Origin of the sequence: Sphingomonas sabuli (assembly GCF_014352855.1) — a bacterium.
In the GTDB taxonomy this organism is placed as follows: Bacteria; Pseudomonadota; Alphaproteobacteria; order Sphingomonadales; family Sphingomonadaceae; genus Sphingomicrobium; species Sphingomicrobium sabuli.
The window spans coordinates 764817-781726 of record NZ_CP060697.1 but is presented as its reverse complement, the minus strand read 5'-3'; the positions used below and the strand labels follow the sequence as shown (position 1 = coordinate 781726).

The following is a 16910-nucleotide window of genomic DNA, read 5'->3' as shown; positions in this document are numbered from 1 at the left end:
AGCGTTCGAAGCGCGACCGTCGCGCCGTGGGGGTTGGTATGGGTGTTGCGTTGTGCACGGCACGGGCGATGGCATGCATCGATGAGCCGTGCCTGCGCGCGCCCCCCTCTCTTCAGCTCGACCTGACCGTGCAGCGGGTATCGTACCCGCCGCCACCGCTCTCTTTCAAATCGCACCGATAAGAATTTCCGGGGAAGGATTCCGCCATGCCGACGCAGCTGTACACGACGACCGCCACGGGCGGCGACGACTTCCTCATCCTGACCGGCGGCGACCAGACGGCCGACGGTGGTGAGGGCGACGACCTGATCCTGGGGGATTCCACCCTGCCGTTTCAGGCTGGCACGACGACATCGATGGCCTCCCCGTTCAGCATCGATAATCCGCTGGCCTGGACCATCCAGGAGAATCCTTTCTTCCAGAATGCGAGCCACCCGCACACCAGCCTGTACGTGCGTACCGACGGCGCTTCGATGCATTATGCTTCCGTCACCGTCGGCGCCGGCGAACGCTTGACGATCGACATCGACTTTGGGGCCTTCTCCTCGATCGGCATCTCCACCGACGTGATCGTCGAAGTGTACGACGAGTTCGGGGAGCTGGTCGCGAGCAACGACGATGGAACTTTGACGTTCGATGACGGCGACGAGGGCAGCAGCTCCGGTGCGGATCCCTTCCTTCAATTCACCAACACTGGCGGTGCAGAAGCCGTTTACACCATCCGCTTTCGCGAGTTCGGCGGCGACAACCTTTTTGAGATGGCGACACGTTCGTCGCGAATATCTCTGTTACCGGCCATGACTATGGCGCCAGTGTGGGGGCAGGCAATGACACGCTGAATGGCGGCAATGGCCAAGATGTCATTGCCGGGCAGGCGGGTGACGACACCCTCAGCGGCGATGACGGCAACGACGTCCTGATCGGCGGGACCGGGAATGATACGCTCAACGGCGGGATCGGGGTCGACCGCGTGTCTTATCTTGACGCGACGGCCGGTGTGTTCGTCAATCTTGCGCTCAGTAATCCCTGCAATACTGGTGTCGCGGGTTACGACACCTATGTGAGTATCGAGGATGTCAGCGGTTCGCGGTTCGACGATGAACTGCGCGGATCGGGCGGCGACAACGGCATTTACGGTGAGGGGGGCGACGACCTCATCTACAATTCAGCAGGCGACGACGATCTCAATGGTGGGACCGGTGTCGACACCGTCAATTATTCGAACAACCTTTATAGTGTGTCGGCTGACCTCGCTGCTGAAGTCGCGATGTCGAACCTTGAAGTCGATACCATTTCCAGTTTCGAGAACTTTATTGGTACGGTGCAGGGTGACCTGATCCGCGGAAGCGATGAAAACAATGTCCTGACCGGCGGGGAAGGTGCCGATACGCTCGAGGGCCGCGGGGGCAACGACGTTCTGGATGGTGGAGCGGGCTACGACTTTGCGGATTTTTCATCCGCCGCCGTCGGCGTCATCGTCAACCTTGGCAACAGCGGATACCAGAATACCAACGTCGGTTCGGATCGGCTGGTCTCGATCGAAGGCCTGTACGGTTCGACCTCGAATGACATCCTGTACGGTAACAGCGGTGCGAACGAAATCCACGGAGGCAACGGCGATGACGTCATCGTCGGCGTCGGCACCACAACCGGCCTCATGAACGCCGACAGCCTCTATGGCGAAGCGGGCGACGACAACATTACCGGCGGCAACGCCAACGACACGCTGGTCGGCAACATCGGCAACGACACGCTTTCGGGCGGGATCGGCGCCGACTTGCTGCTTGGCGGGGATGGCATGGACCTCGCTATCGGCGGTGCGGGCGAAGACATTATCTATGGCGACGCCTTGGCTGACACCCTGCTCGGCGGGGCCGACAACGATAATTTGTTCGGCGGTAGCGGCGCCGACAACCTGCTGGGCGATGAAGGCGGCGACTCCCTCCAGGGCGGCGAGGGGGATGATTCCCTCTTCGGCGGCGAGGGCAATGACGTCCTTCGCGGCGATGAAGGCAACGACAATATCGATGGCGGAAGCGGCCGCGATACGGTCAGCTACTTGTCGGCAGTTTCAGGCGTGTATGTCGACCTCAACATCACCGTTCAGCAGGATACGCTTGGCGGGGGACTTGAAACCCTGACGTCGATCGAGAACCTCGACGGGTCGTCTTTTAACGACACGTTGATCGGGACGTCGGCGGGCAACATCATCTGGGGTGCGGAAGGTCAGGACACCGTTCGCGGCGAAGGCGGCAACGACCGCCTGATCGGCGGGCTGGGCGACGACATACTGATCGGCGGGTCGGGCCGCGACACGGTCAGCTACGAGGCGGAGAACGCCGTCACCGTCAGTCTCGCCGTTGCCGGGGCACAGAACACCGGGTCGGCGGGGATGGATACGCTGACCTCGATCGAGAACCTGATCGGTTCGGCCTATGGCGACACGCTGACCGGCGATGACACGCTCAACTTCATCTACGGCGGGCAGGGCGACGATACGGTCAACGGCGGGCTCGGCACCGACCGGCTGTTCGGCGAGGACGGGATCGACACGCTCAACGGCGGCGGCGATGCGGATTATCTCAACGGCGGCAACGGCAACGACACGCTGAACGGCGGGATCGGCAACGACCGGTTGTACGACATCCGCGACAGCAACACGTTCAACGCCGGCGACGGCGACGACGAGATCACGGCCGGCGGCGGCGACGACACGATCAACGGCGACGACGGCAACGACCTCGCCTTTGGCGGCAACGGCGTCGACACGATGAGCGGCGGTGCCGGCGACGACCACCTGCGCGCCGGCAATGACGACGACACGCTGATCGGCCAGGCCGGCGAGGACCGGCTGGTCGCCGGCAACGGCAACGACAGCCTGCACGGCGGCACCGACAACGACCTGCTGTACGGCGATGGCGGCAACGACACGCTCAACGGCAGCGACGGGTCCGACCAGCTTTATGGCGGCGCCAACAGCGACACGCTGACCGGCGGGACCGGCGTCGACCGCTTCCGGCTCGACTCGCTGGTCGGGCGGGACACGATCACCGACTTCTCGGTCACCGACGACTTTATCATGCTCGATGGATCGGTGTTCACCGCGTTCCACGCCAACGGCACGCTCAACGCGTCCATGCTGCGCATGGGCACGGCCGCGGCCGACGCCAACGACTGCCTGATCTACGACCAGGCGAGCGGCCGGCTGTTCTACGACGCCGACGGCAACGGGTCCGGAGCGCAGCAGTGGATCGCCAGCGTCACCGCGGGCACCGCGCTGACCAACGCCGACATCGTCATCTACGGCGCGACCGCGCCGACCGCGATGGCGCCGCTGCCAGCACCGCAAACGGCAACGGAGAGCCCGGCAACGCCGATCGACTTCGGCTCGTTCGACCTGAACATCGAACGCGAACCAATGGTCCGCTCGGTCGACCCGTTCTTCTGCGACAAGCCGCAGTACCTGCTGTTCTACTAAGCGGCGAGGAACTGCTGCAGTAACTGGTGCAGCCGGTGCCGGGCGGATCCGACGATCATGCCGACATGCCCGGCGTCGAGCTGCACGGTTTCTCCTGCGGGCGCGGTCGCGGCCGGGGTGATGCGATCGCCGGACGCAGTGATGTGGAATGACAGGCAGGACAAGCGGTCGCTGATTGCGCGTCCGCCGACACGCCATTCACCGCGGCCCGGCAAATCCTGCTCGAAGAGTTGTTCGATCAGCGCGCGCGCCGCCGGGTAGGGCAACGCCTCGCCCTCGTTCGCCCAATCTTCCAGCGTGACGAACCGCCGCGCCTTGTCGCCGTGCGGGTCGAGTTCGGCAAAAGCGGCGAACTTGGCGACGGTGCGCTCCGGGTCCATCGACCAGAAGGCGCTTTGCAACACTTCCATGGGTAGGGCCTCGAGCCGGATTGCCACCGGCCGGGCGCTATTCCAAAGGGTCAGAAGCGATTTGCGCCCGGCGTCGGGATAGCGCGCAAACCGCCATGGCGCGGCGAGGGTTGCGACGCGCTCCACCGGCGCGAGGTTCGCTGCGGCGATGGCCATCGTCCCGCCCAGGCAATATCCGACCAGCGCGGGCCGTTCGCCAAGTTGGCCGATCAGCGGCAGCAATAGCCGCTCGATATGACCGGCAAGGTCCAGCTCCGCGCGGTCATCGGCGGTGCCCCAATCGAGCAGCAGCGAGCGCCGCCCGCCCTGTGCGATGGCAGCGGCCAGCGAGGTATTGTCGTCGAGGTCAAGCACGTGCGGCGGGTTGATCAGCGACGGGATGAGGACGACCGGCGCGCCGCTGCCCCCGCAATCGCGCAGGCTGGTCCCGCCGACCCGCGCAATGGCCGGACGCTCCGGACGCTGCCGTGCACGCTCGGCCTGTTCGTACAGCGCCAGCCCGTCGAGCGCCTTCGACGCTAGTTGCGGGCGCGTTTCCGACACGATCCGCACCAGCTCGAGGAACAGCGGCAAAGGTCGCGGCGCGTGCTTATGTTGCAGTGCACTATCGGCCTCTGGTAGGCTGGCTTCTGGTTTTGGAGTGCGTGTCATGGGCAAGTCTGGCGGCAAGGTTACGATCAAGAAGTACGCCAACCGGCGGCTCTATGACACTGAAAGCTCGTCTTACATCACGCTCGACCGGCTTGCGGAGCTGGTCCGCGAAGGCCGCGAGTTCGAAGTTGTCGACGCCAAGACCGGGGACGACATCACGCGGCAGGTGCTGACTCAGATCATCGTCGACGAAGAAGCGCGCGGGTCGACCATGCTGCCCGTCAATTTCCTCAAGCAGCTGATCGGCATGTACGGCAATTCGATGCAGAACGCGGTGCCGCAATATCTCGAAGCCGCGATGGAATCGTTCAAGACCAACCAGAAGGCGCTGGGCGACGCATTCGGGGCCGGCAGCCTGGCCGAGCTGACCAAGCGCAACATGGAAATGTTCGGCGGCGCCACCCGCGCCTTCACCGGCACGGCGCAAAAGATGGCCGGGGCGTCCGAAAAGGAGCTGGAGGAGCTGCGCGCCGAACTTGCGAAGCTTCAGGAAAAAGTCGATCGCCTGACCAAATGACCAAAACAGTTTTTACTGCCGCTGCGGCGATCGCCTTGCCGCTCGCCACATTCGCTCATGCTCAGGCCCCCGCGGCCATCGATCTGGAAACGGTGGCGCCGCTGCCCGGAACATGGGCGTACCGCGCCTACGCCGGCGGCAGCGAAGCTGCATTCTTCGACGCTGCGCGGGCGCGTCGTACCGTGGTTCGGTGCAACCGTACGGTGCGCACGGTGTCGCTTATCCGGCCGGGCGTTGCCGCGGCGGCCCCGACTCTGTCGGTGTGGACGACGACCAGCACCCGCAGCATCCCGGCGCGCTTCCAGGCGACCGGCGAATTGTCGGCGGACCTGCGCGCGACCGACCCGCTGCTCGACGCCATCGCGTTCAGCCGCGGACGCTTCGCGACCGGCGGCGCGGGCGCGGCCTTGCTGGCCGTGCCGGCCACGCCGGAGGTCGAAAAAGTGATCGAGGATTGCCGCACCTGAAGCCGCCCGAGCGGCTGGCCGAAGCGCGAAGTCAAAGAAGATTGCGCAAACAAAATTACAATACAAGACTTGTTCAAATGCCCGCGGCGATTCATCTTCTCCTTGGCTTTAACGCAGCGAAAGGAGGTGATCCGATGTCTCATGGTTCAGCAGGCAGGTCGGAAAGGGGTGTTCGTCGGCCGTAGGCGCTGGACGGACGGCCGCATCTCCGGCCGCTGACCATGTTCGAGGGGATCGTCGCGAAGCGGCGGTCCCCTTAAACTTATCCGCCAATATTTCACCGCTTCCCGCGCGACGAGTGGCGCGAAACCGCTGCCTTTTCGCATCCGCAACGGAACCCTTGTATGGCTCATGTGTCTTTTGCGAAAGAAACGGAGGCAAGCGATGGCTAAAGCTACCAAGCGCAAAACTTCTACTAGGACTACCAAGTCAAAGGATACGACGGTCGACAAGATCGCCAAGGCGGCGATGAGCAAGGAAATGCTCGCGGCCGGACTGGCGGCCGCTGCGGCCGCGATCAGCGCCAGCCCCAAGGCGCGCAAGGCGATCAAGGACGCCGGCATGGAAGCGGCCGATTCGGCTAGCAACGCCGCCAGCTCGGTCATGACCAGCGCGACCAAGCTCGGTTCGCTTATCGCCGAAGCCGTGGCCGATGCGGCACAGAAGGTGATGTCGGGCAAGTGGCCGACGGATGATTCCTCGACTTCCGGATCGGCTCGCACCGCCGCGTCGACTTCGACCCGCAAGCCGGCGGCTCGCAAGACCACGGCGCGCAAGTCGACCTCGCGCAAGACCACGGCGCGCAAGTCGACGGCCAAGAGCAGCACTGCGGCGTCCTCAACGGCGTCCACGGCCAGCACGCCGAAGAAGACCACCCGGACCGGCACGCGCAAGAAATCGACGACGCGCCGGACGACGGCAAAAAAGACGAGCTAGTCTAAGCGGCCTGGCCGCCGAACTGGAGGCGCGCCAGGCTCGCATAAAGCCCGTTGTCCTGCGTCAGGCTGGCATGCGTGCCTTCCTCGACGATGCGGCCGCTTTCCATCACGATGATCCGGTCGGCGGCCCGTGTGGTCGCCAGCCGGTGCGCGATGACTATCGTCGTGCGCGTCTTCATCAACCGTTCCAGCGCTTCCTGCACCAGCTGCTCGCTGTGCGCGTCCAGTGCCGAGGTTGCCTCGTCGAGCAGCAAGAGCGGGGCATCGCGCAGTAGCGCTCGGGCGATAACGATCCGTTGCCGCTGCCCGCCGGACAGGCGCGCACCGCTTTCGCCAAGGAACGTCTCATATTTCTGCGGCAGGTGGTCGAGAAATTCGTCGGCATTGGCCGCTCGGGCGGCCGCCACGATCTCCTCGTCCGTCGCGTCCCAGCGGCCATAGCGAATGTTATCTTTCGCCGATGCGGCGAAAATGACCGTTTCCTGCGGGACCAGCGAAATGCGCTTGCGAACGTCCGCCGGGTCGGCTTCGCGCACGTCCACGCCGTCGACCAGGACGCGCCCGCCCTGCGGGTCGTAAAATCGCAGCGCCAGCTGAAACAGCGTCGACTTGCCCGCGCCCGACGGACCGACCACGGCGACCGTTTCGCCCGGCGCGATGGCCAGCGACAGGTCGCGCAGCGCCGCATCCTCGGGGCGCGTCGGATAGCGGAAATCGACATGGTCGAATTCCAGGCTGCCAAGCTGCGTTTCCGGCAGCGGTCTGGGCTGGGCCGGGGCGGTGATTTCCGGCTTGGCCACCATCAATTCGTTGATCCGCGCCGCGGCTCCAGACCCGCGGAGCAGGTCGCCATAGGTCTCGGTCAGCGCGCCGAACGCGCCGCCGACCAGCACGCCGGTAAAGACGAACGCAGCGATCGACCCGCCGCTCATCCGCCCCGCGGCGACGTCACTGGCGCCTTCCCACAGCAACAGGACGATGGCGCCGAATACGAGGGCGATGACGGTGAACGTCATGATCGCGCGCATGGTGAAGCGGCGGCGGGCGACGCCAAACGCTTGCTCTACGGTGCCGCGAAATCGCTCATGCTCGCGCCGTTCCTGGCCGAACGCCTGCACTACCTTCATCGCGCCCAGCACTTCCGAAACGGTGGTGCCGACGTCGGCGATGCGATCCTGCGACGATCGGCTAAGCGCGCGAATACGCTGGCCGAACAGGATGACCGGACCGAACACCAGCGGGATGCCGATCATCAGCATTCCGGCGAGCTTGGGCGACAGGACGAACAGGTAGATGATGCCGCCAACGCCGGTGGCGATATTGCGCAGCGCGATGGAAACGCTGGACCCGACCACCTGTTCGAGGATCGCGGTGTCGGCGGTCAGCCGCGAGGCGATTTCCGACGGCCGGTTCTCCTCGAAAAAACGGGGCGGCAGGGTCAGCAGGTTCTTCTGCACCGCCAGGCGCAGGTCGGCGATGGTCCGTTCGCCCAGCCACGACACGAAGTAGAAGCGCAGCGCCGTCGCCGAGGCCAGCGCGACAACGATGATCAGCATGTAATGAAAAGCGCTCGCGACGGCTTCGGCGCCGGCCCCGCCGCTGCCGAAGCCGCGGTCGATCACTCGTTTGAAGCTGTAGGGAATGGCGAGGGTCGCGGCCGACGACATGATCAGGAAGATCAGCGCCCCGACGATATGGCCGGGATAGCGTCCGGCAAACCGCCAGACGAGCATCATGTTGCCCAGCCTGTTCTTCGCTTTCGCCTCGCCGTCCGCCATGCGAGCGCCCCTAGCAGCGCGGGTGGCGGGTCACAACGCGCGTCGCAGCCGCCGCGACTTGCCCACAACTTCCCGTGCCAGCGGTCTGCTGCATTGCAGCAACGGCCTTGCGTGACGGCCCATTAACCGCCACACCGCCCACCAATGCTTTACGATGCTTATGAAGTGCAGCGCTCGCTTCTTGCCGGGGCGAGCCGGATGGCGGGGCTCGGGGCCGGATGGCTGACCAATCCCGCAAATCCCTGGGCCTATGTTTCCACCAGCCCGCTGATAGCGGCGAGCCTGGAAGTGTTTGCGCATGCGTCCGCGCCGCGCGGGAAGCCGGATTTCGGCATCGCCAGCACTGTCATCCGCGGCAAAACGGTTGCGGTCCGTGAAGAGATCGTCCTGCGCAAGCCGTTCGGCCAGCTCAAGCGCTTCGTGCGCGAAGGTGTCGACAAGGGCCCGCGCCTGCTGATCGTCGCGCCGATGTCGGGGCATTTCGCGACGCTGCTGCGCGGGACGGTCGAACGGATGCTGCCGAAGCATGACGTTTACATCACCGACTGGCGCGACGCGAAGCTGGTGCCGACCAGCGAAGGCAGTTTCGATTTCGACGATTACATCGATTACGTGATCGAGTTCTTGGAGACGATCGGCGAGGCCAATGGCGAACGGCCGCACGTCATCGCGGTCTGCCAGCCCGCCGTGCCGGTCTATGCCGCGGCCGCGCTGATGAACGCGGACAAGAACAAGTGGCGGCCCAAGACCCTGACGATGATGGGCGGGCCGATCGACACGCGCCAGGCGCCAACCGACGTCAACACGCTGGCGACCGAACGGCCGTTAAGCTGGTTCAGGCAGAACGTGATCGCGACCGTGCCGGCGATTTATCCGGGTGCCGGGCGCAAGGTTTATCCGGGCTTCCTGCAACTGGCCGGGTTCATGGCCATGAACCTTGGCGACCATCTGACCAGTCACTGGGAGATGTTCCGCCACCTGGTGCAGGGCGACGACGAAAGCGCGGATGCGACCCGCGCCTTTTACGACGAGTACCGCTCGGTCGCCGACATGACGTCCGAATTCTACCTGCAAACGGTCGAGACCGTGTTCCAGAAGCATGCGTTGCCCAAGGGCAAGCTCAAGCATCGCGGAACCAAGGTCGATCCGCGCGCGATCACCGATACCGCCTTGCTGGCGATCGAAGGCGAGCGCGACGACATTTCCGGGCTCGGCCAGACCCGCGCGGCGCTGGACTTCGCCGAGAAGCTGCCGAAGAAGGACAAGAAATATTACATGGCGCCGGGCGCCGGCCATTACGGCATCTTCAACGGCAGCAAGTGGCGGAACATCATCGCGCCGGTGGTCGAGGACTGGATCGCCAGAAACGATTAGGCGGCGACGCGTTCGCCCTTTTTCGGGGAGAAATCGCGCAAGCCGATGAAGGCTGCCACCCCGGCCAGTGCAGCGACGATCGCGCAAATCACCAGGGCGACGGCAAAGGGACCAAGCAGGGCCTTGCCAGTGCTGGCCAATACCGCGCCGAGCAAGGCGACGCCGAACAGGCCGCCGGCGCGTGACAGCGCGCTGTTGAACCCCGACACCATGCCGGTGTGTTCTGCGTCGACCGACACCAGCACCGTGCTGGTCAGCGGCGCCACGGCCAGGGCCATGCCTGACGATAGCACCACGACCGCCGGGAAGACGTGCGTCCAGTAGGATTGGTCGACGGCGATGCGGGTGCCGAGCAGGAAGCCTGCAGCGACGATCACCGGCCCCAGCGTCAGTGGCCAGCGTGGGCCGATACGGCTCGCGAGCTTGCCCATGATCGGCGAAGCGACGCTGATCAGGATCGGCAGCGGCAACATTGCCAGCCCCGCCTGCACGGGCGAATAGCCGCCCGCGGCGATGAGGACGTAGGGGAGCAGCAGCAGCGCCGACCCGAACGCTCCGTAAAGCAGGAACGTCATCATGTTGAGCGACGAGAAGCACGGATCGCTGAAGTAGCGCAGCGGGATCATGGCATTATCCGACGAGCGCCGCTCGACGAGAAGGAACACACCGAGCAGGACAATACCGGCGACAGAGGCCAGCGCTGCGGTCGGCGACAGGTCGCGCTGCGACGACCACAGGGTGAGCCCGTAAATCAGCGCGCCCAGCCCAAGGGTGGCGAGCGCAGCGCCGAGTCCGTCGATCGGCGTCTTGCGCGGGTTCTTCACCTCACCGACGTGGGTCAGCGCGATGGCGATCGCCGCGGCCACGAATGGCAGGTTGATGTAGAAGATGCTTTCCCAGCCGACGTTGTCGACCAGCCAGCCGCCGATCAGCGGCGCGATGGCCGCGCCGATTGCGCCGGACGCGGCCCAGATGCCGACCGCCCGCCCGCGCGCCTCGCCGCTGTAGGCGCTGTTGAGCAAGGCAAGGCTGTTGGGCAGCAACAGCGCCGCGCCGACGCCCTGAAGCGCGCGTCCGACGAGCAACAGCTCAAGCGAACGGCTGATCGCGCAGATGAGCGACGCGACACCGAATACGGCGGTGCCGATGATTAGCCAGCGCCGCCGGCCCTGGTGATCGCCAAGCGCTCCGCCGAGCAGGATCAGCGCGGCTAGCGGCAAGGTATAGCCGTTGACGATCCACTGCACTTCCGCTGCGCTGGCGTCCAGCGACTGGCGGATGGCGGGCAAGGCGACGTTGAGCACCGATCCGTCGATGAAGGACAGCGACGACGCCGCCACCGACATCACCAGCGTCCATACGGGCGCGTGGGATTTACTGGACGCCGCGCGGTTCAAACGGCGGGTTTTCGCGGCGGCCGCATCCGGTCGATGAAACGGCGCAGCCGACGCCGCGCTTCGAACACCAGCCATAGCGAGAGGATGACCAGCATTGCGGCGATGATTGCGGCGGCGATCGGGTTGGCAATGGCCAGCGCCAGCAGGCCGCCGGTGGCGATATCCTCTCCGGTCGACACGACAACGTTGCTGAACGGCTCGGGGCTGGTGTTGACGAGCGCCCGCGCACCCGCCTTGCCGGCATGGGCGAGGAAGGCCGCCCCGCCGCCGAGCAGGAAGCTGGCGACCTGCCAGCCGGTATCGCCGCTATCGACAATGGCGAGACTGAGCAGCGCGCCGCCAAGCGGCCGGATGACGCTGTGCACCGTGTCCCAGGCGCTATCGACCCAGGCGATCTTGTCGGCAAAGAATTCGGCCACCGTGCCGACGGCCGCCGCGCCGATCACCCACCAACTGCCGAGCACGTCGAGCTGGTGCAGATGGTCCGGCAGGTCGACCCAACCGAAGTGCATGGCCAACCCGGTGACGAGCGTCACCATGTACAGCCGCCAGCCCGCGAGCAGGCTGGTCGACGCTGCAAGCGCGATCAGCTCGGTAGCGCCCATCGGGGCCTAGAGGACTTCGAACAATCCGGCCGCGCCCATGCCGCCGCCAACGCACATGGTGACGACGACATATTTGGCGCCGCGGCGCTTGCCTTCGATCAACGCGTGTCCAGTCATGCGCGCACCGCTCATGCCATAAGGGTGGCCGATCGAGATCGAGCCGCCGTCGACGTTCATCCGGTCTTCCGAAATGCCGAGCTGTTCGGCGCTGTGCAGCACCTGCACCGCGAACGCTTCGTTCAATTCCCACAGGCCGATGTCGTCGGCCTTCATGTCGAACCGCTTGAGCAGGGCCTGGACTGCCGGGACCGGGCCGATGCCCATCTCGTCCGGTTCCGTCCCCGCAACCGCCATGCCGATGTAGCGGCCGAGCGGCGCAATGCCGCGGCGTTCGGCTTCGCCCGCTTCCATCAGGATCGACGCGGAGCTGCCGTCGCTTAACTGGCTGGCGTTGCCGGCGGTGATCGACGTGTCGGGGCCAAGCACCGGGTTGAGGCCCGACAGCCCCTCCAGCGTGGTGTCGGCGCGATTGCCCTCGTCCTTGGAAATGGTGACTTCCTTCTGCGAGACCTCGCCGGTTTCCTTATCCTTGACCATCATGGTCGTGGTCACGGGGACGATCTCGTCATCGAACCGGCCGGCATCCTGCGCGGCGGCCGTGCGCTGCTGGCTCTTGAGCGCATATTCGTCCTGCCTCTCGCGGCTGATGCCGTAGCGCTTGGCGACCGTCTCGGCGGTCTGCAGCATCGGCATGTAGACGTCCTTGTGCATCGCGATCAGCGACGGATCGACGGCGATGCGCATTTCGGGCGTCTGGACCATGGAGATGGAATCCTGCCCGCCGGCGGCGACCACCGTCATGTTGTCGACGATGATCTGCTTGGCGGCGGTGGCGATGGCCATCAGTCCCGACGAACATTGGCGGTCGATGGTCATGCCCGCGACGGTCACCGGGCAGCCGGCGCGAAGTGCGACCTGGCGACCGATATTGCCGAATTGCGTGCCCTGGGTCAGCACCGCGCCCCACACGACATCGTCGATCTCTCCGGCGTCGATTCCGGCACGCTCGATCGCGGGCTTGAGCGAGAAGGACCCGAGCGTCGCCCCCGGGGTGGCGTTGAAGGCTCCCTTGTAGGCGCGGCCGATCGGTGTCCGGGCGGTGGAAACGATGACTGCGTCGCGGGCCATTCGAACTCTCCTCAAATGAAAAACAGGGTCAGCCAATGCGCCGAAAGCGCCGGCTTGTCTTCCCCTTCAATCTCAACCTCGACCGCGTGGCGCAAGAGCAGTTGGCCGGGCGCCTTCTCCTCGACGCCTTCCAGCCGGAAATGCCCGCGAACCCGGCGGCCCGATGGCACGGGGGCCACGAAGCGCACCCGGTCGAACCCGTAATTGACGACCATGCGAGTGGTGTCGGGGACAAGCATCACGTCCGCCGCCATGCGCGACAGCAAGGACAAGGTGAGAAAGCCGTGCGCGACCGTGCCGCCGAACGGCGTCTGCGCCGCGGCAGCCGGATCGACGTGGATGAACTGCCGATCTTCGGTGGCGTCGGCGAACTGGTCGATGCGCGGCTGTTCCACGGCAAGCCAGCCGGACGTGCCGATCGGTTCGCCGACTCGCGCGCGAATGGCGTCAGCGGTCGCGGTCGGCATGGTCGAGCGCTTCGGCGAGCGCGGCGGGGTATGGCATTATCATCGTTCCGTCGGGCGCGGCGGTGAAGGTGGTCTGCGTCGGGTAGGCGAACTGGATATTCTCCGCCGCGAACCGCTCCATGAGTGCGATCATGATCTTGGTCCGGTCCAGCGCGACCTCCGTGAAGTCCAGCTTGTCGCTATCGTAGATCAGCTCATAGTCGAGGCTCGACGCGCCGAACTGCGTCAGCGCGCACCGGAACATGGTGCAGCCGCGATGCTCGGCAACCAGCTCCTCGGCGATGACGGGGATCCGCCGCAGCTGCTCCGGGGTGGTCTGGTAGATAACCCCGAAATTGAGCGTCGTACGGCGAAGCTCGGCCTTCGCCATGTTCTGGATTTCCTGCTCCAGCAGGTTCTTGTTCGACATCACCAGCTGCTCGCCGTTGAACGACCGTAGCCGAGTGGTCTTCAGGCCGATTTTCTCCACCGTTCCCGCGCTGGTCCCCCAGCGGATGAGGTCGCCGCGGCGGAACGGCCGGTCGAAGAGGATCGCCAGCGCCGCGAAAAGGTCGGAGAAGATCCCCTGCGCGGCAAGGCCGATGGCGATGCCGCCGATGCCGAAACCGGCGATCAACGCGGTGACGTTGACGCCAAGATTGTCGAGCATGACGATGATCGCGATGGAGAAGGCCGCGACCGTGACCAGGACGCGGATGACGCCCATCGCGTTGGCCAGCCCGCCGCCTTCGACTTCGTCGTCGTTGGCGCGGCGGCCGATCAGTCCGAGGATCAGCTCGCGTGCCCAGATCGCTCCCTGGAAGGCGAAGGCAATGGTGAAGGCCATGTCGGCCAACCGGGCGATGCGTTCCGGCACTTCGGCATAGCTGACGACGATGTCGATCGAGGCCGCGACCATAAAGAAGATAGTGGTCTTTTCCAGCACCCGGCCGATCACCCCGCGCCAGCGCGTGCAATGCGGATCGCCCCGGGTCATCATGGCGCCGACCGAACGGAGGCCAAGCATCAGCGCGACGATTACCGCCGCGACCAGGCCGCCGATCAGCAATTCTTCTTGGTTGGAGACCACCCAGCGCCACAGCGCGTCGATCGAGCCGCGGCCCGTTTCGACCGCAACCTGCGCATTATCGGCTAGGGCTTCCCCGGCATTTCCTGCTTTCGCCATGGGGTCCACATGACGATCACGAGCCGGGCTTTCAAGCCGCGCGCCTGGCTCGCGGTTTGTAGGTGTGCTCGAGGAACTTGAGGAAGGCGACTTCGGTCGACGACAGCCATTTGCGGTCGCGCGGCCGTTCCTGGCCGCCAAGCGGATCGCGAGGATTGTCCTTGACCGCTTCGATCAACGCCGGGTGGACGTAGGATTTGCGGCTGATGGCGACAGTGTTGCCGAGCGCTTCGGCGACCGGTTCCAGCATTGTGTTGACGCTGATTTTCTTCTCATCCTCGGCGTCGAGCATTTCGCCCATCGCGATCACGCTCGCCCACCACGTGCGGAAATGCTTGGCGGTAAAGTCGTCGCCAGCGATGTCGTGCAGATAGTCGTTGACGTCGGCGGAGCTGACCGGGTGCGCTTCGCCGTCGCCGTTGACGTATTGGAACAGCGACTGGCCGGGCAGGTCCTTGCACTTGCGTACGATGCGACCGAGGCGGCGATCGGTAATCGTCAGTTCCTTCGTTTTCCCGTGCTTGCCGCGAAAGCGCATCTTGACCTTGCCGTTGCCTGCATTGACGTGACGGCAAAGCAAGGTGGTCGCGCCAAAGCTGTTGTTTTCCTTAGCGTAGCGTTCGTTGCCGACGCGCAGATACTGGGTATCGAGCAGCCGGACGACAGCAGCCAAAACCTTTTCGCGGCTCAGCCCGCGCTGGCTCAGGTCATGTTCGACCCGGCTGCGGATCTTGGGCAGCGCATTGCCGAATTCGGTGAGCCCTTGGAATTTCTTCTTGTCGGCGCGGGCGCGGTAGTTGGGATGGTAACGATATTGCTTGCGACCCCGGGCATCGATGCCCGTGGCCTGCAAATGGCCGTTCGCGTGCGGGCAATACCAGGCATCGGTGTAGGCGGGGGGCAGGGCGACCGAGTTGAGCCGCTCGATGGTTTCGCGGTCGGTGATCCGCTTGCCGTCCTGATCGAAATACGCCCAGTATCGGCCTTGCTTCTTTCGCGTGAAGCCCGGCTCGCTATCGCTGCAATGGCGCAACCTTTGACTCTGTTCTGGCATTGACCAGCTAAGCGACCGGAAATGCCGTCCGGTTCCGGCCCACCAATCGATGGAGTAAAAAATGCCCGATATTGCCGCTGCCAAGATCCTGATCGTGGCGACCGACGGTTTCGAACAATCGGAATTGTTCGGTCCGCGCGAGATCCTTCTGGAACGCGGCGCCAAGGTGTCGCTGGCATCGCTGGAGATGAAGGCCATTCAAGGCACGGTGCACGACAAGCCGGGCAAGACCATCGAACCCGACCTGCTGGTCGAGGACGCCAAACCCTCGGACTACGATGCGCTCGTACTGCCGGGCGGGGTCGGCAATCCCGACAAGCTGCGCGGCGAGAAAGCAGTGATCGACCTGATCAAGCAATTCGACGGTGCCGGAAAGCCGGTCGCCGCCATTTGCCATGGCCCGTGGCTGCTGGTGGAAGCGGACCTTGTCGACGGCAAGACCGTGACCAGTTGGCCGTCCATCCGCACCGACCTGAAGAACGCTGGCGGCAACGTCGTCGACCAGGAAGTTGCGATCGACGGCAACATCATCACCAGTCGCAAGCCGGACGATGTCGATGCCTTCACCAACGCCGTGATCGACGCTGTAGAAAAAGCGGAGGCGGGCGCTTCGGCCTAACCTGCTGGCAAGATTTGGCGGCTACTCGATCTCAATGCTGCCAACCACCTTGCTGGCGCGCTGCCGCGCCTTTCGAATGCCGGATTTCACGCCGGGGCCGTTGGAGTTCGACCCCGTCGTCGAGCGTGGTGTGGGGGCAATCGTCGTCGAAATTGAACGACGTCCGGAGCCGGACGCGCCCGGCGATGCGCCGACGCCCGGCGAATTGCATCAGGCGATCGAGCGTCACCTTCAGACGGCGCGGAGTGAAGGCCGCCAAGCGGATCCAGGACAGCTACCGAACGACGTACAGGTTCGGCTACGCCGCTCCGTCGGCTGATCATTCGGCAACCGTAAGTGCTTCGATCGTGAGCGAGACCGATCCGTCTGCCTGTCGCTGCGGATCACCGACGAGCACGATGTCGGCAACGACATGACCGGGGATTTCGAACTCGTGATCTTCGATTCCGTCGACCAGCAAGGCCGCCAAGGCATCGGCATCAGAGCTAGGCAATCGCAGGCTGATCTGATGCTGTTCGCCGACGAAAGTTAACGATTGCCAATCCGTTGAACGAAATTCGGTAAGCAAAATCCTATCGCGCTTTACGCCGCCTCGGCGAAGCAGTGCGCGAAGCAAACCCGATGCGGCCGGGGACAGCGCCAGCCGCATCACTGCACAGTCTCCAGATAGGCGCGCACGCGCGCCACGGTCTGCGGACGCGGTTCGCGCCCGTTGCGAAAGTCGAATACGAACCGCGGATCGCCTACCGCATCCCGGCCGAATCGGGTTGGAGCGACGTGATGGCTACGCAAATGCTTTTCA

The 16910-nt window shown here is 64.7% G+C and carries 17 protein-coding genes; 8 read left to right on the top strand and 9 right to left on the bottom strand.

The window, feature by feature from the left end:
* The first annotated feature begins 206 nt into the window (after positions 1 to 206).
* Both H8M03_RS03945 and H8M03_RS03940 read left to right on the top strand, forming a co-directional pair.
* Complete coding sequence (locus tag H8M03_RS03945) at positions 207 to 839, top strand: hypothetical protein (protein WP_187480452.1); 633 nt, start codon at positions 207 to 209, stop codon at positions 837 to 839.
* Entirely contained in the window at positions 815 to 3478 is a 2664-nt protein-coding gene (locus H8M03_RS03940) for a calcium-binding protein (RefSeq protein WP_187480451.1), read from the top strand. The genes H8M03_RS03945 and H8M03_RS03940 overlap by 25 nt, the downstream gene beginning before the upstream one ends.
* Here H8M03_RS03940 and H8M03_RS03935 read toward each other — a convergent pair.
* The gene (locus H8M03_RS03935) at positions 3475 to 4461 is read right to left on the bottom strand and encodes an alpha/beta fold hydrolase (RefSeq protein ID WP_246449078.1); all 987 of its coding nucleotides are present in this window, start codon (positions 4459 to 4461) and stop codon (positions 3475 to 3477) included. The two genes, H8M03_RS03940 and H8M03_RS03935, sit on opposite strands and share 4 nt — an antisense overlap.
* A gap of 76 nt (positions 4462 to 4537) precedes the next feature.
* On the opposite strand from H8M03_RS03935, the gene phaR reads away from it, so the two are divergent.
* The 3 genes from phaR (at position 4538) to H8M03_RS03920 (ending at position 6459) form a co-directional block, all read left to right on the top strand.
* Positions 4538 to 5056, top strand: a complete 519-nt coding sequence (phaR, locus tag H8M03_RS03930; protein ID WP_187480449.1) for a polyhydroxyalkanoate synthesis repressor PhaR — start codon at positions 4538 to 4540, stop codon at positions 5054 to 5056.
* Complete coding sequence (locus H8M03_RS03925; protein ID WP_187480448.1) at positions 5053 to 5523, top strand: hypothetical protein; 471 nt, start codon at positions 5053 to 5055, stop codon at positions 5521 to 5523. The genes phaR and H8M03_RS03925 overlap by 4 nt, the downstream gene beginning before the upstream one ends.
* A 384-nt stretch (positions 5524 to 5907) precedes the next feature.
* Positions 5908 to 6459 (top strand): hypothetical protein, encoded by a 552-nt coding sequence (locus tag H8M03_RS03920; RefSeq protein WP_187480447.1) that lies wholly within the window; start codon positions 5908 to 5910, stop codon positions 6457 to 6459.
* 1 nt (position 6460) lies between these two features.
* Here H8M03_RS03920 and H8M03_RS03915 read toward each other — a convergent pair whose 3' ends face one another.
* Complete coding sequence (locus H8M03_RS03915) at positions 6461 to 8239, bottom strand: ABC transporter transmembrane domain-containing protein (protein WP_187480446.1); 1779 nt, start codon at positions 8237 to 8239, stop codon at positions 6461 to 6463.
* Between the two features lie 144 nt (positions 8240 to 8383).
* On the opposite strand from H8M03_RS03915, the gene H8M03_RS03910 reads away from it, so the two are divergent.
* Positions 8384 to 9613 carry a polyhydroxyalkanoate depolymerase gene (locus H8M03_RS03910; protein WP_187480445.1) on the top strand — a complete coding sequence of 410 codons (1230 nt, stop codon included), beginning with the start codon at positions 8384 to 8386 and terminating at the stop codon, positions 9611 to 9613.
* Here the strand turns inward: H8M03_RS03910 and H8M03_RS03905 are convergent.
* The 6 genes from H8M03_RS03905 to H8M03_RS03880 are packed head-to-tail and all read right to left on the bottom strand — an operon-like array spanning position 9610 to position 15489.
* Complete coding sequence (locus tag H8M03_RS03905) at positions 9610 to 10959, bottom strand: MFS transporter (RefSeq protein WP_246449074.1); 1350 nt, start codon at positions 10957 to 10959, stop codon at positions 9610 to 9612. The genes H8M03_RS03910 and H8M03_RS03905 overlap by 4 nt on opposite strands.
* 47 nt (positions 10960 to 11006) lie before the next feature.
* Complete coding sequence (locus H8M03_RS03900) at positions 11007 to 11615, bottom strand: DUF4126 domain-containing protein (RefSeq protein ID WP_187480443.1); 609 nt, start codon at positions 11613 to 11615, stop codon at positions 11007 to 11009.
* A gap of 6 nt (positions 11616 to 11621) precedes the next feature.
* Positions 11622 to 12803: an acetyl-CoA C-acyltransferase gene (locus H8M03_RS03895; protein ID WP_187480442.1), complete on the bottom strand. Its 1182-nt coding sequence runs from the start codon at positions 12801 to 12803 to the stop codon at positions 11622 to 11624.
* Positions 12804 to 12814: 11 nt separating this feature from the next.
* Complete coding sequence (locus H8M03_RS03890) at positions 12815 to 13270, bottom strand: MaoC family dehydratase (RefSeq protein WP_187480441.1); 456 nt, start codon at positions 13268 to 13270, stop codon at positions 12815 to 12817.
* Positions 13251 to 14435 (bottom strand): mechanosensitive ion channel family protein, encoded by a 1185-nt coding sequence (locus tag H8M03_RS03885; RefSeq protein ID WP_187480440.1) that lies wholly within the window; start codon positions 14433 to 14435, stop codon positions 13251 to 13253. Before H8M03_RS03885 ends, H8M03_RS03890 begins: the two co-directional genes overlap by 20 nt.
* Positions 14436 to 14466: 31 nt before the next feature.
* Entirely contained in the window at positions 14467 to 15489 is a 1023-nt protein-coding gene (locus H8M03_RS03880; protein WP_187480439.1) for a DNA topoisomerase IB, read from the bottom strand.
* Between the two features lie 61 nt (positions 15490 to 15550).
* Here H8M03_RS03880 and H8M03_RS03875 point away from each other — a divergent pair, with 61 nt between their 5' ends.
* Positions 15551 to 16108: a type 1 glutamine amidotransferase domain-containing protein gene (locus H8M03_RS03875; RefSeq protein ID WP_187480438.1), complete on the top strand. Its 558-nt coding sequence runs from the start codon at positions 15551 to 15553 to the stop codon at positions 16106 to 16108.
* A gap of 34 nt (positions 16109 to 16142) precedes the next feature.
* A complete protein-coding gene (locus H8M03_RS03870; RefSeq protein WP_187480437.1) occupies positions 16143 to 16427 on the top strand; it encodes a hypothetical protein in 285 nt (94 codons plus the stop codon).
* On the opposite strand, the gene H8M03_RS03865 is transcribed toward H8M03_RS03870, so the two are convergent.
* Positions 16428 to 16757: a hypothetical protein gene (locus H8M03_RS03865; RefSeq protein WP_187480436.1), complete on the bottom strand. Its 330-nt coding sequence runs from the start codon at positions 16755 to 16757 to the stop codon at positions 16428 to 16430.
* Between the last annotated feature and the right edge of the window lie 153 nt (positions 16758 to 16910).